The organism is Streptomyces sp. NPDC020884 (assembly GCF_044333935.1).
Taxonomy (GTDB): Bacteria; Actinomycetota; Actinomycetes; order Streptomycetales; family Streptomycetaceae; genus Streptomyces.
On record NZ_JBIRRY010000012.1, the window covers coordinates 250,521 to 265,708 of the forward strand.

At 73.1% G+C, this 15,188-nt stretch carries 3 protein-coding genes (1 of these 3 only partly in view); all 3 read right to left on the minus strand.

Annotated elements, in window-relative coordinates; translation table 11 throughout:
- Positions 1–14,144 carry the 5' end (the start) of a lonely Cys domain-containing protein gene (locus tag ACH4UK_RS32800; protein ID WP_398362321.1) on the minus strand. It extends 17,308 nt beyond the left edge of the window, so the window shows 14,144 of its 31,452 coding nt (coding positions 1–14,144); the start codon lies at positions 14,142–14,144; its stop codon lies beyond the left edge, outside the window.
- A gap of 114 nt (positions 14,145–14,258) precedes the next feature.
- Positions 14,259–14,627, minus strand: coding sequence for a hypothetical protein (locus ACH4UK_RS32805; RefSeq protein ID WP_398362246.1), 369 nt, complete (start codon positions 14,625–14,627; stop codon positions 14,259–14,261).
- Positions 14,628–14,629: 2 nt separating this feature from the next.
- Entirely contained in the window at positions 14,630–15,085 is a 456-nt protein-coding gene (locus tag ACH4UK_RS32810; RefSeq protein ID WP_398362248.1) for a YbaB/EbfC family nucleoid-associated protein, read from the minus strand.
- Between the last annotated feature and the right edge of the window lie 103 nt (positions 15,086–15,188).

The window sequence follows — 15,188 nt, forward strand, 5'->3', positions numbered from 1 at the left end:
AGCGCGTCGCGTTCCGCCCGGTCGCCGGGGAGCCCGTTCAGGCGCATCAGCTGGGCGGGCGACGCCCCGGCGCGGGTGCGGAGCCGGGCCGCCGCCTGCGGGTCGCGGCCGGGCTGCTCGGCGGCGTGGCGCAGGGCCGTGGAGAGCGCGGCGAAGAAGCCGTTGCCCCGGCCCACCGGGGTGCCCTGGGTGTAGGTGGCGCCGTCGGGTGCGGTCAGGAGGCCGTTGCGGTCCAGCCGGTAGCGCGGGCCGCTGGTGTCGGCGGGCGGCAGCCAGGGCGGGGTGGGGTGGCTGCGGTGGGCGGGCGGCTTCGGGGTGGTCTCCGTGCTGGTGCCGACGGTCGCGTCGGTGCCCGTGCCCGTGCTGGCGGTCGGCCTGGGGGGCAGCGCGGTGGCGGAAGGCCGTGTGGCGCCGGGCGGCAGCGCGGCGGAGAAGAAGCCGTCCGCGGCGAAGAGCACCGGGCCCGAGGCCGGGTCGGCGGTCGCCGGGTCGGCGCCGTGCGGGAGGAACGTCTGCTGCCGCCCCTCCCCCGTCACCACCGTCACCGGGGTGCCCAGGACCCGGGCCGCGAGCGCGGGCAGCACGTCGGCGCCACCGTGGTCGCCCGCCCGGCGCTCGGGCGGGGCCGGGTCCCCGGCGTCCGGGTCCGCCGTCGCGGGCTCGGCCGTGAACGGGCGGTACAGGGCTGCCGTGGCCAGCGCCACCCGTTGCTCCGGGCTCGGCCAGAACGTCTGCGGGAGCCGGCCGAGCGCGTCGAACTCGGCCTGCTGAGCAGCCGTCAGCTCCACTCCCGCGGCGTCCAGTTCGGCCTGGGTGAAGGTGTCCAACACATCCAGGGCCAGGCCGTCGAGCAGATCCTCGTTGCCGTTGTCGCCCAGCGCCCAGGCCAGCCGGTCGCGGGCGGCGTCAATGGCCTCGGCGGTGACCGCCGGGTCACCGGGGGCGGCTGCGAACCGGTCGGCGAGGTCCGTGTCGAGCAGGAAGGGCAGCCGGCCCCGGTCCTGGGCCGTCGCCAGGAGCGCGTGGAAGAACGAGGCCCCGTCGTGCGGCACTTCGTGGACCTCGTGCACCGTGTGTCCGTCCGGCGAGGTCAGGGTGCGCGGGGCGGAGTCGGTGGCGTCGGTGACCTTGTACGGTTCCGGCGCCTCGGAGCGCCAGTCGGGCGCGGTGTACTCCTGCGACACGTCCTTCACCGCCACCGAGCCCGAACCCTGGTGGTGAGCGGTGAGGCGGGCGGCGGCCAGGTGGAGGCGGTGGTGGTCCTTCGCGGCGGCGTCCAGCCGGTCCTGCCAGCGGCGTACCTCTTCGCGGGCCGTCTGCCAGGCGGTGACGGCCGGGGAGTCGGCGACGGCCCGGGGCAGGACCGTGGCCCGGCCGTCGTCGCCGAGCGCGGTCTGTTCCTCGGCGCTGAGGTCGAGCCAGGTCTCCCGGGTCCTGGCGCGGGCGTCGTAGTAGTTCTTCTCGGCGGTGGCGAGGTCGGCCGCCGCCTTGGCCTGGTCGTCCCAGGCCGTGCGGGCCTCGTCGGGGAAGGTGGTGTCGTCCAGGAGGCCGTAGTCGCGGGCGATGTCCTCGCGGAGCCAGACCAGGGCGGTGGTCTCGGCCTCGACGGCGCGCGGACCGCGCCGGGGCTTGCCGAGAGCCTGCATCGGTCGGCTGTCGGTGACCCGGTGGTCCACCTCGGCGACCGACAGCCAGCTGACGGGGACCGCGAACAGCATGCTGCGGTCGGTGACCACCTTGACGTGGGCGCCGAGGGTGGTGTCGGTGGCGCTCCTGAGCGCGGTGGAGTCGTTGGCGCCGCCGATCGGGACCGTGGCGCCGGGGTTGGTCACACCGGCGTTGCTGTTGCCCGCCAGCGGCGACGTACTGACCGCGCCCTCGATGTTGTCGGTGATGCCCGCGTCCAGCGCGTCGCCGGTCTTGCGCCGCTGCATGGCCTCCATGCGCGGCTTGTTCTCCACGGCCAGCAGCCGGGCGCCGCTGCGGTGCATCTTGGCGTAGAGGCGGGAGTCGGCGGTGTGGGACTGGCTGAGGAGCCGGGCGGAGGACTGGGTGGGCAGCGGCGAGCCGTCGGGGCCCAGCGCCTCGCGGAAGCCCGCGGTCAGACCGATCTGGGAGGTGGCCTCCTGCTGGGCCTGGGCCGGGGCGGTGCCGAGGCCGGTGAGCGGGGTGTGGCGGGCCATCCGTACGCGTTCGGCGAGCGAGGTCCCCGCATGCCGCCGGCCGAGGTCGAGGTCACCGGGGAAGCCGCCGGCGCGCGCGGTGGCGAGGGTCAGGGCGTCCTGCACGTTGGCCGAGCCGAGGATGTCCACGGCGAGGATGCCGGAGCCGATCACATCGTCGAAGGGCAGGATGTCCGGGTCGCTCGCGCCGGTCTCGCCGTCCGTGGTCCGCCATTGGGCGATGCCTTCCGGACGGGCCTGATCGGCCGTCAGTATCTTCGCCGCGCGCTCGGGTTCGGGTAGGTCCTGTTCGGTGAGCGCGCCGTCGGAGCCGTCGCCGTCGGGGGTGAGCAGGCTCGCCGGGAGGATCTCGTTGAGGCTGCCGACGGGGGCGGTGGCGGTGGGACCGAGGGGCTTTCCGGACGCGTCCACCAGGGTGGCCGTCAGGGTGTAGGTGGTCACGATCTCGGCGTGCGCCTGAGTGGTGGCGATATTGGGCATCGTGGTGCTGCCGACCGCCTCGGTCACATTGCTGGACCGCTGCTTGGCCGCCGTGCCCTGGAGCGCCGGGTTGGCGACCAGCGCGCCGCTGCCCGCCGCGCGTTCGCTGCCGCTGAGCGTCACATCGGCGCCCCGGTCCTGGGACCGGCCGTCGACGTCGTCGCGGGCGGTGGTGCGGTAGTCCTCCAGCTCGTAGCCGGTGCGCAGCCGCTCCACGGTGGTGGTGACCGGCGTCAGGGTCAGCCTCAGCTGCCCGGGGCTGCCGCCGACCGGCAGGTGGTGCGGGCTGGACCAGCTGCGGTAGCGGACCGGCAGGGCCATTCCGTCGGTGGTCAGCTCGTGCACATGAGAGCGGAGGAAGTCCGGCGAGAGGCGCTGGAGCACCTGTTCCCGGTCGTGCGAGGGCACGCCCATCCGCTCCAGCTGCCCCATCAGCTGCTGCGCCGCCCGGCTCGCGTCGAGTTGGCCGTTGGGGTGGGAGGAGAAGTGGCGGCGGAGGAAGGGGGGCAGCCGGTAGCCGCCGCCGAGGTTGTCCGGGGTGCGGGTCGCGAGGCCGTCCGGGGCGAGCCCGGCCTCGATCGCGTCCTGCATCGGCAGGTGGAACATCACCGCGTCGCGGATGCGCTGGAGCGCGGCGGCGGGCGGGCGCGGGGCGAGGCCGCGCCCGAGCCGTTCGGAGATCCGCCCGGCAGCGGAGCTGATGGCGCCCCCGGCGCGGGTGCCGATCGTCCCCATCGCGGCCGTCCAGCGGTCCCGTACGGCCACGGTCTCGGCGGCGTCGGCGACCACCAGGTACATCCGCCCGGCGTAGCTGAGGGTGGTGTTACGGCCCCGGGTGAGGGTCTGGGAGACGCTGCGCCCCGTGCCCCAGGCGTACTGGAGAGCGGTCGAGTACGCACCCACCAGAGCCTGTTGGCCGGGTGCCTGCTGCAACGGCGTTACGGCGCCCTGGAGTCCGAGGGTGGTCCGTGAACCGGTGCTGGAGGTGCCGGCGACGCGGTGCTCGTTGCCGATCGTGGCCTCGAGGTTGCCCGGCTTCGGGTCGCTCTTGACGCGTACGTTGTCGAGTTCGCCCCGGACCGTCGCCTTGAGGTAGTGGGTCGAGAAGGGGCCCGCCCCGGTGAGCCCGGTGATGCGGGAGCCGAACGGGCCGAGGTACTGGCCGAGTTGACCGGCGATGCCGAGGTTCGCCATGGCGCGGCGCAGGGCGGTGCGGATCGGGGTGCCGGGCGCGCTGACGTGCCAGGAGGAGCCGGTGGCACGGTCGGCGGTGTCCTGGACGAGCCGCTGGCGCTGCTCGCCGCCCTCGGCGCTGAGGACCACGTGCGGGGCGCTGAGCAGCTTGTTCACGAGCTGCCGGTCGGACTCGGTGGTCCGGGGCAGGGGCCGCGTTCCGTCCAGGAGCTGGTCCGCCTCGGTGGACGGGAGGGGACGCGGTGCGGGGGCGGGGGCGGGCGCCGGAGCGGGACCGGTGGCCGGAGGGTCGGCAGGGGCGTAGCGGTCGGAGCCGTGGGCCGCGGGGACGGCGAGCTCCACCCGGCCCACGGTCTCGGTCCCCCGGGTGAACAGCGGGCGCTCCCCGACCTTGCTGACGAAGACGCCCGCGCCGAGCAGCCCCACGGTGACGAGCCGGGTCCAGCCGCGCGGGCGGCGGTGGCCCTCGAAGGTGGCGCCCAACTCGACCTGGTAGCTGTAGAGATCGGCGCCGTTCTGGAAGGCCAGCTGGTCGTGGGCGACCGCGACGGTGTTCTTGGTGCCTCGCGTGCGCGTCTGTGCGTAGCGGGCGCCCAGGGAGACGTTGCCCGCCTGGCGGGGCAGCCCGGCTTCGGGGTCCTTGTCGTGGTCGCGCGGGGAGATGCCCAGCTCGACACCGGCGGAGAGGGTGGTGGACTCCTGCTGGCCCTGGCCGGAGATCTCGGTGCCGATGACGGCGTTGCGCAGCGAGCGTTCGCTCAGGGTGGTCTCGAACTGCCGGTCGGTGAGGCGGGCGCGCAGGATGAGGGTGTGGTGGCCCCGGCGGACCTTGCCGTCCTCGGTGAGGGTGACCGGCAATCCGGTGGTGGTCAGGTCGTCCAGGCTCTGCGCGAGGCTCGGCCGGTTCAGCGCCTCGCGCACCTGGCGCTCGTTGTGCAGGGCGGTCCGCATGCGCCCGTCCCCGTACCAGAGCTTGGCCAGGTGGGGGTGGCGCAGCATCAGCGGCGGGACGAAGAGCGACGGGTACGCGCGGTGCAGCGTGTCCAGCACCGTGTCGGTGAAGGCCTTGAGAGGGTCCTGGGGGGCGGGGGCCGGGCCGGGCGCGGGGGTGGCGGTCGCCGGGGTGGGGGCCGGCTGCGCGGCGGGGCGCTGGTCCGGCACGAAGCCCTCGGCGCGGACCTGGCCGCCGATGTGCACCGGGTCCTGACGGGTGAGGTACCACGGCACCGGCGGCTCGGCGTCCGGGTTCGGGCCGGTCGCTCCCGGCGTACGGCTGTCCCAGCCCGCGAGGCGGCGCGCGTCCTGGGTGGAGTACCAGTCGAGGCTGACCACCCGGACCGGCTGCGCGGCGGAGGCCGGCTGACCGGCCTTGCGCACCATCAGGGTGCGCTCCACCCGGTACAGCGCCATCGGGTGGTTGCGGACCCGGCCGGTCACCTTGCGGGCGGCGTCGGTCCCGAAGTAGTGGCCCCGGCCTGCGCTGAGGTCGGTGCGGACCAGGGGGCCGCCCTGGAGGCGTACGTCGGTCTCGGGGCCGATGAGGGTGTAGTTCGGCCCGGCGGTGACCTGGACCCCGAGTCGGGTGTCGCGGACGTGGGCGCGCTGGTTCTGGTAGGTGGTCTGGGTGAGGTCGCGGACCTCCGCCTTGACCGACTCCGTGACCAGGGTGGCCCGGTGCGGGATCGACCGCTCGACGATCAGGTGGCCCAGCGGGTGCTGCCCTCTGCCCCGGGTCAGCTCGGGTCCGCTGACGGGTCCGGAGAACCGCCCGAAGAGGCCGAGCAGCCGTCCGGGGCGCACATAGGAGACCAGGGTGCGGTGGGCCGAACTGCCGGGCTTGGCACCGGAGATGGCCATGGCCACATCCTCCGGCGGGTCCGTGAGGTGCAGGGCGGTCGTGTCGCTGATCCGCGGTTCGGCCCCGTCCGGGAAGGTGAGCGTCTCCGGGGCCCGCTTCGGCCCCTTGAAGGGCACGGTGAGGTCGTCCGGCAGCCGCCAGCTCAGCCCGTCCCGCATGGCGAACCCGGCGGAGTGCACCTCGCTGCGCTGCCAGCGGGGGGTGGCGGCGGGCGCGGTGCCCGGACCGGGAGTCGTCGGCGCCGGGGGCTTCGGGGCCTCGGTGACCCGCTCGACGCGCACCCGGTAGTGGACGTCGTCCAGATGCAGGTGGGACCCGTCCCAGGCCCGGTACTCGCTCTGGTGGTACGCCTGGGTGCCCTGGGTGTAGTCGGTCCTGCGGGTCCAGCCCAGCGAGACGCCGATCTTCAGCATCCAGTTGAGCGGCGGGCCCATGCCCAGCGCGGCGGCGACCCGGCGTCCGACACCGACGCTGCGCCCGCCGCCCGTACCCGCCTGGCCCCGCCGCATGGTGTCCAGCCGGACGGTGGCGCCGCCGGGCTCGGAGAAACGCTCCCAGCGGTGGTAGGGGACGGCCTCGACGACCATCTCGTGGCCGACCCCGGACTTCTCCCGGCCCACGAAACGGGCGCCGCGCGGGGCGGTGAACGCACCGGGCTGGTCCTTCAGCAGACGCAGCAGCTCCGCCTCGTCGAACTGGGCCCGGAGCTTCTTGGGCAGCTGGTCGAAGACCTCCTTGGCCACCTGCTCGGGCGAGCGCAGGGTGAGGACGCCCAGGCCGTTGAGGAGCCCGGCCCTCGGCGTCCCTGCGGTCCGCGCGCCCGGGTCCCTGCCGCCGTCGTCCGGATCGGCGTCGGGGCTGATCAGGACGGTGGGCAGCCGGCTGCCGTCGTCGAAGGTGACGGTGCGCGGCGCGGGGCCCGGCGGCCGGGCGTCCTCGCCGGTCAGCAGCCGTGCCGGGCGGTGCCGCTCCAGCTGGGTCTCCAGCGGCACGGGGTCGCCCCGGTCCGGGATCTCCTCGGCCGGCGCGTCCAGCTCGGTGACCTGGCCCATGCTCCGCAGCCACTCGCCGAAGACGTCGGAGCCGGCCGGGTCCTGGGTGACCGGGGCGGGTGGGGGCGTCGGGGTCGAGGTGGAGGTGGGCACGGCTGCGGCCGGAACCAGGGCGTCGTAGTGGTCAACACCGTTGTAGGCCAGGTGCAGGACGCCGCCCCGGCCGCCCGGGTTGAGCGGGGTGACGGAGGTGCCGCCCGGGGCCGAAGCGTCGGGCCGGACGAGCCGCAGCTCGACGTCGAGGGTGTGCGCCAGCGCGAGCGGGAGCGCGTCGGCGAAGGGCGAGGACCACAGGGCCGTGAGCTCGGCCGCCGCGAGGATCAGCCCGTCGGTGCCGAGCCGCCGCGCGTCGGCGGGGGTGGGGGCCACGTCGGCGAGGTGGGGGTAGCCGCTGTCCCGGAGGATGCGCCGCCACCGGCGTCCGTCCCCGTCGGTGACGACCGCCTGCTCGATCCGGTCCCAGCGCTGCCCGATCCGTTCCCGCGCCTCCGGGTTCCGCACCCCGGCCAGGGCGGTCATCCGCAGGTCGTCGACGACGGCGAGCACCGGGTCCGGGGTGGCCTCGACGTCCGGGGCGAGCAGTTCGGAGCCGATGAGCCGGTCGCGGAGCAGACTGCGGAGTCCGGCGAGGTTCCGTGCGGCCCAGGCGGGCGGCACGTCCTGGCTGCGCGCGGTGTCGAGCAGCGACCGGAAGAGGCAGTCGCCGTCGGCCCGGGTGCGCAGCCTGCGGAGGGCCTGCCCGTCGGCGTGGACGGTGTCCGCGAGGCCCGGCGTCCCGGTGTCCTTGCTGAACAGGTCGACGTCCTCGGCGATGCTCTCCGGACGGCCGGACGGGGAGGGCTCGGCGGACGGACGGGGCTCGGGGTGGACGAGCACGGCGTGGTCGTTGCCGGGGCTGAAGCGGAGCAGCGGTTCGCCGGACGAGCCTTCGTGGGAGCTGACGATCTTGTCGAAGACCGACTTGTCGAAAGCGGTCGGCGGATTCCAGAACATGTGCGCGCCGTGCGCCACGGCCATGTCCTTGGCCCGCATCTCCTCGATCAGCGCGTCATGGGCCGGATGCGAAAGCCGCGAACCGTCCGGCGACGAAACATCGAACAGGTCATGGTCTCCGGTGATCGGCCGACGACCGCCTCCGTCATCGAATCCGAACACGATTCCGTCGTGAACGGTGAACTTGCCGTCGGCCTCGTACTGCGCCATCTTCCCGGCCAGCTCATGGAACTCCGTGGACCGCTGATTGAACCGGGAGACCACCCGGTCCCACGCATCCACCGGAACCGAACCCTGATCCGGCAACACCGGCTTGAAATAGCCGACCAGACCGATGTTCCCCGCATCGGCGCCCAGCAGAACATCAGCGTCGGTGACCGTCTTCGCCTTGATCTCCTGCGGCTTCGGCATCGCCCCCGCATCCAGCCACTTCGGCGCCGACGGATTCGTCGGCCGCACATCCACGACCACATTCCGGTCCCGCGCCACATCACGGAACTTGTTGAAATTCTTCTCCGGAATGCCGTACGTGTGCCGGGCCGTGTAGGAGTCGACCTGTCCGGGCTTGAGCTTCTGCGTCCAGGTGAGGACGGCGTGGTCGCTGTTGGGGCTGAAGCGGAGCAGCGGTTCCCCGGAGGGGCCCTGATGGGAGTTGACGATCTTGTCGAAGACCGACTTGTCGAAAGCGGTCGGCGGATTCCAGAACATGTGCGCGCCGTGCGCCACGGCCATGTCCTTGGCCCGCATCTCCTCGATCAGCGCGTCATGGGCCGGATGCGAAAGCCGCGAACCGTCCGGCGACGACACGTCGAACACGTCGTGATCACCGGTGATCGGCCGCCGATCACCCTCGCCGTCGAGACCGAACACGATTCCGTCGTGAACGGTGAACTTGCCGTCGGCCTCGTACTGCGCCATCTTCCCGGCCAGCTCATGGAACTCCGTGGACCGCTGATTGAACCGGGAGACCACCCGGTCCCACGCATCCACCGGAACCGAACCCTGATCCGGCAACACCGGCTTGAAATAGCCGACCAGACCGATGTTCCCCGCATCGGCGCCCAGCAGAACATCAGCGTCGGTGACCGTCTTCGCCTTGATCTCCTGCGGCTTCGGCATCGCCCCCGCATCCAGCCACTTCGGCGCCGACGGATTCGTCGGCCGCACATCCACGACCACATTCCGGTCCCGCGCCACATCACGGAACTTGTCGAAGTTCTTCTCCGGAATGCCGTACGTGTGCCGGGCCGTGTATGCGTTGACGACGAGCGAGTTCACCGGGGGCGGGACCGGAGGCGGCGTCCCGTCGGACTCGGGGGCACCCTGCTCGACGGCCGGGGCGGGCGGGACCGCGGGCTCCGGGCGGTGCAGGCGGCGGGCCAGCTCGGCGGTGTCGTCGGGGCCGAGGTCCAGATCGGACAGGGGCAGCGGGTCAGCCGACAGCGACCAGGTGATCTGCGCGGGGCGGGCGTAGGAGAGGCCGAGCACGTCGGACTGCGAGACCAGGGTGTCGGGGGCCAGGCCCGGCGGCGGGGGCGGCAGCAGGCTGTCGAGGGTGGTCACGGGGGTCGCGCCGGCCCTCAGCCCGGCAGCGGCTCCCAGGAACGCCGTGTACTGCTCCCGGGTGGGACCGGTGGCCGGGTCGACGGTCGTGCCGTTGGTGGCGGTGTGCCAGTCGGTGACCATCCGGTCCAGCAGGTCCGGGGTCATCCGGCCGTCGCCGTACCGGGCCGCGGTGCCCGGATCGCGCCAGCGCAGGCCGTCCACGTAGGCGAGTGCCGCCAGCGCCTCCCGGTTCCCCGGCTGCTGTTCGGCGTCCGTGCCGAGGACCTCGCGCAGGGTGCGGATCTGCTGGAGGGTACGGGCGCGGGCGAAGGCGTCGGCCGGCTCCGGGCCCGTGTGCAGTCCGGCGTCGCGCGCCAGGTCGTCCAGTTCGGTCCCGGTGGGCTCCGGGGTGAACAGCCGCCACCGGCCCGGCCCGTCCGGGCCTTCACCGAGCACCGCGCGTACGTTGCCGTCCCGGTCCTTGGCCGTGCCCGCCTCGGTGGTCGGCGCGTACACCGGGCGGCCGGTCCGGTTCGCCACGTGCTGGGCGACCGGCAGTCCCGCGATCTTCGGCTGCTGCCCGGTCTCGCAGGAGAACAGCACCAGCGGCCGGTCCTGGTCCCCGTCCTGGGCCCAGGACTTGAGCACCTCGCCGAGCTGTACGCCGCTGACCTTGACGGTGGGGTACGCGGCGTTGTCCGTCCCGAGGGTGACGGTGCGGGGCGTGCCGTGGCCCACGAAGTAGTCGGCGCCCTGCTCGGTGCCGGAGCCGGGGAGCGGGGTCGGCGGACCGGTGAAGACCGTACGGGGGGCGGGCGGGGCCTGGGAGGTCCCTGGGGGCGGCTGCTCGGTCGAGGTGGTGCGCACCCCGCGGAAGGTGTCCTGGCCGAGCAGTGCCTCACGGCCCGCGCTCTGCCCCGTACCGTCCTCGGCCGGGCCCTGCGAGATGGTCACCGTCTGCACGGCGACGCCGGGTTGCGGAGTGAGCTCGGTCTGCGGCACGAAGCGCCGGAGCTCGCTGAAGGGCACCGTCTGGTGGTCCAGCGTGGTGACGGACGGACCGGCCGTGGGGGGCGGAGTCGTTCCGTCGCCGTCGGTGGTGCTCGTGGTGATGGGGGCGACCGGTGTGTCGCTCGTGTCCGTGTCGCCGTCCCGCCCCGACTCCAGGTGCGGGTCGGCTGCGGTCTCGCCCTGCGGCGGGCGCGGCCTCCCGGTGTCCAGAGCACCGTTGCGGATCAGGGAGTCGACCATCTGCGGTACCGAGTGGCCGCCCTGGAACAGGCTGTACATGTTGTCGGGCACGACGGGGCGCAGTCCCTGCTCCAGCAGAAGTTTCGGCAGCAGGATCTGCACGTTGGACCGGAGGTTGCCGTCCTGGAACGGGTGGACCACGTGCAGCGCCCGGATGGTGCGCACGATGGAGGCGACCTTGGCCGCGTCGTCCGCGTCGGGGTCGGAGACCCGGGCGTAGTGCTGCTGGAAGAGCGTGTCGACGAGGTCGGGCGCGGCGTTCTTGCCGTAATTGGTCGCCAGCGAAGGGTTGTTGTGCAGGAACCGGGTCAGGATGGTGACCGGCCGGGGCTTGGGCAGCGGCTTGGACCAGTCGCGGCTGGTCGTGTCGTAGACCAGCAGCTGTTCGCCGATGCGCTCGTCGAAGATGTCGTCGGCGAGGGTGTCACCCCGCAGCGGGAACTGGGTGGCCCCGCCGCCGGACCAGCCGATCGTCCGGCCGAGATGGCCGGTGGCCAGCCCGTGCATGGTCTGGTACGACGTCGAGTCCATCGGGGTCACGACCGTGTCGGGGTCCCCGAGGAACTGCGTGTACGCCGACACCATGCCCTGCTGGAACCCGGGCGAGCGGTCGTGGTCGTAGTAGGAGCCGGGGTCGTCCGGGAAGGCCTCGAGCGCGGCCTCGTGGTTCTTGGGGTCGATGTAGAAGGTCCACCACTGGTCCTCCGGCAGGAAGTCCCGGAGCGTCTGCGGCGGTTGGTCCGGTGTCGGGTCCGCGGGCCGCACGACGATCTGGCCCGGCGGGGGCGGGTCGGCCGGAGGGGTGGCGGTGGTGTTCCCGTCGCCACGGCCCGACTCCAGGTGGAGGTCGGTGGCGGTCTCGGTCCAGGGCCGTGCGTCGGCGGCCTGCTTGGAGGCGACGGGCTGCTCTTGGGTCGTCGTGATGACCGGCGGCTTGACGTCCGGCGCGGGGTCGGAGGTCGTCGTGATGACCGGCGGCTTGACGTCCGGGGCCGGGTCGGAGGTCGTGATGACCGGCGGCTCGATGTCCGGGGTGGCATCCGAGCTGGTGGTGATGACCTTCGGCTGGGTGTCCGGGGCGGCATCCGGGTCTGGGGTGGTGACGGTCGGCTCGACGTCCGAACCGGTCTCCTCGCCGGAGACCGGGGGCTGTTCGCCCGACTCCACCGAGACCGAGGACGGGTCGGAGTCGGAGCCGCGCTGCTCGGACTCGGCCCCTCCCGGCGTCTCCGGCGTCTGCTCACCGGGCTCACCGGGCTCCGGCGCGACCGCGCCGGGCCCGTCGGCCGGGCCGCCGTGTGCGACGGGACGCGCCGGCGGGGATGTGGAGGCCGGCGGCGCGGCGGTCGTCGTCCCGGGAGGCGGGGCGGTCGTCGTCCCGGGCGGCGGGGTGGCCGACGCGACGGGCGGCGGAGTCGCCGTCACCACGGGCGGCACACCCAGGGCGTCGGCGAGCGGCAGCAGCACGTCCGCGCCGGGGAACGCCGTGTTCACCGGCGCGTCCGGGCTCCCGACGAACTCCGGTCCGGTGAGCGGGCGGACCTGCACCGGGGCGCCGGGGCCCTCCCGGGTCAGCTCGACGGCACCGCGCTCCGGCAGCCCCGTCCCATCCGCCCCGGTCGGCGGGCCGAGCACCACGGCCCGGTCGACCCCCGCGTCGTCCAGCAGCGCGGCCGCCTCCGGGGACTGTTCGGACAGGGACGGCGGCGTCTCCGAGACGATGACGGTCAGCGGCGGCGCATCGGTGCCGGGACCGGGACTGGACCCGAGGCCGGGGCCGTCGACAACGGTCGAGCCGCCGCCCGGCCCGCCGAACGCGTCGGAGCCCGTGGGCGTACCGCTTCCCGGCTCCGGCGACGGTTCCCCGACGACCGGCGGGTCCACGGTCACCGGCGTGCCGAGGCTCTCCAGCGCCCTGCGCACCTCGTCGGCGTCGATCTGGGCGGCGGTCCCGTTGCCGGTGGGCACCACCCGTACCTCGGGGATCTGCGACAGATTGCCGTGCAGGCCCTCGCGCACGCCGATCTCGGCAGGTCCGGGACCCTGCTCGCCGCGCAGGGCCGCGAGGTCGCGCAGCGCCTGCTCCCGGACCTCGGCGGGGCCCTGGTGGACCTGCTGCCACAGCGCGTTCTCGGCCGCCGTCACGGGCAGCGGGCCCGGAGTGTACGGCGGCGGGTCGGCCGAGAAGTAGGGGGGCGGGTCCTGCGACACATAGGGCGGCGGTGACTCGCTGCCGGTGAAGTCGCCCTGGCTCGTGGTCTGCTGGACGACCGGCGGGGGTGTGGCGAGACCGGGGCCGGGGCCGGGGCCACCGGTGGTGTCCGTACGGGAGGAGCCCTCGGTCCGGTCGTCGGAGCCGCCCGTCCCCGAGCCGTTGCCGCCGGAGACGGTCGGCGGCGGCTGGTTGCGCAACTTGTCGATGACGTGGCGGAGTTCGGCGCCGCTGTTCAGCGCGGCCCCCATGAGGGTGGACTCGACCCGGCTGCTGACGCCCGCGCCGACGAAGGTGGTCCAGCTGGAGGACCAGTCCCCCTCGAAGGCTCCCTTGATCAGGATCTCCGCGACCACCTCGCCCGCTCCGGCGGCGATGAAGTCGGCCGTCCCCTTGAGGCCGTAGTGCGCGGCCAGCGCGCCGGGCCGGTCGAGGTTGAGGCGCAGGATCTGGCTGTTGCGCCACAGTTCGGGGTTGTTGCGGAAGGAGAGCGGGCCGTCCCGGAAGGTGACGGGCACCGGGCCCGGCGAGGGGGTGGGGCCGTTGCCGGACGGGGTCGGGTCGGGTCGGCCCTTCGGGGGGCCATCGAGGTCGGGTCCCGGCTTGGGGTTGGGGGTCGGGCCGTTGTTCTTGATGTCGATGTTCGGCGTGTCACGCAGGTTGGGGTTCTTGAAGTCGAGATCGGGGCCGTTCTTCAGGAAGTTGCCGTCGAAGCTCCGGACGATGTTCTTGGCGAAGTTCTCGAAGACGCTCGTGAAGAAGCCCGCCGCCGCACCGAAGGCGGCGGCCTTGCCGATGTCGCTCCAGTCGATGGAGTCGGGGCGGCGGCCGTCCGGGGCGAAGTTCATCATCGCGAGCCGGACGGCGAAGGTGGTGAACGCCTCGGCGAACGCCTCGGTCAGCGAGGGCGCCAGATGCAGCCGCTGGAGCAGGTGGCTGAGCGTGGTGAGGATGAAGAAGCGGCTGCGCAGCTTGGCCATCATGATCTGGCTGGCCGATGCGCCGCCGGTGAAGAAGGACATCGCCAGGTAGATGGCGATCTCGATGAGCAGCCGGATGATCTCGGCGATGACCTGCCACTTGGACTCCATGATGTCCATGGAGGTCTTGCGGCGACCCTCGGCGATCTTGTCGAGTTGGTCGGAGAAGTCGCGCAGGTAGTTCTTGCCGCCGTCGTCGATGAGCATGCCCATCGCCTTGGCGTACGACGAGGCGAGGTCGTCCGGCATGGACTCGCCGATGTCGTGGACCGACTTGTCGATCAGCGAGGACAGCCGATCCAGTTTGCGCCCGAGGCCGGAGTAGGGCCGACGGCTCTCGAAGGCGAGATCCTCGTCGGCGTCCATGAGCTTCTCCCCGGTGAGGATGAAGATCATGGCGTTGACCTCGGGCGATACCTGGATGCTCACCGACGGCCGCCTCGGGGGCCGTGCGGGCAGCACGCCGTGGCCGCTCCCCGGTGGTTACGGAAGCGGCCTGCGGTGCGGAGGTCAGCGGCGGCCATGCCCGCCGGTGCCGTCGAATCCATCGGCTCCGAGGCGGCTGTTGCCGTGCTCGATCTCGTCGATGTTGCGGTCGCGGGTGTCCTTCATCATCCGGACGTTGCCGATCGTCGCGTCGGTGATGCCCACCAGCGCGTCCCGGATGGAGAGCATGGTGTCCTTGGTGGTCTGCCGCTCCTTCTGCTCCTGCGGCTTGGCCTTCTCCGAGAACTCGCTGTTGGTGCCGGGCCAGCTGACCGTGGGCGCCAGCTCGTCCAGGAACTCCTCGGTCATGGACCGGGTGAGGGTCCCGATCTCCTCCAACTGCCGCGCCAGCGCCTCGATGCGATCGGGGTCGACGTAGTACCGCTGTCCCATGGTCAGTCCTCTCCCTCGTCGCCGAGCGCGTCCCGCCAGGCGGGGGTCGCCGGGCCGCCGCGCGCGCTGTCCTCGTCGTCCTCGCGCAGGACCTCGGGGCCGAAGATGCGCTCCCAGTCCAGCTCGAAGCCCTTCAGCTCCGGCACGTTGCTGCTGGGCTCGGCGAAGGGGGCCATCGCCTTCATCACATGCCGGTTCATCTTCAGCCGCGCCGCGCTCGCCGCCTCAAGGACGCTCGCGGCCAGCTCCTGCGGGGACATGTCGCGGTACTTGTTCTCCAGGAACTCGATCCCGGTCAGCTCGCCCTGCGGGCCCGCGGTGGCCCGTACCGCCCGGTCGGAGGAGAGCACGGCGAACGATGCCGACCGCAGCTCGCGCTCGGTGCGCGCCACCGCCTCCTGGGCGGACTGCAGTTCGGCCATGGCCTTCTCCAGGCGCTTCTCCAGTGGTTCCGTCACGCGCGCGCCCCTCCATCCGACTCGATCTTGTCGTCCGTAGGCACGACCGTACGTTCACCGTGCCGGGCCGGTGTATCCGGCCCCGCCACTCGGGCCCGAGCGG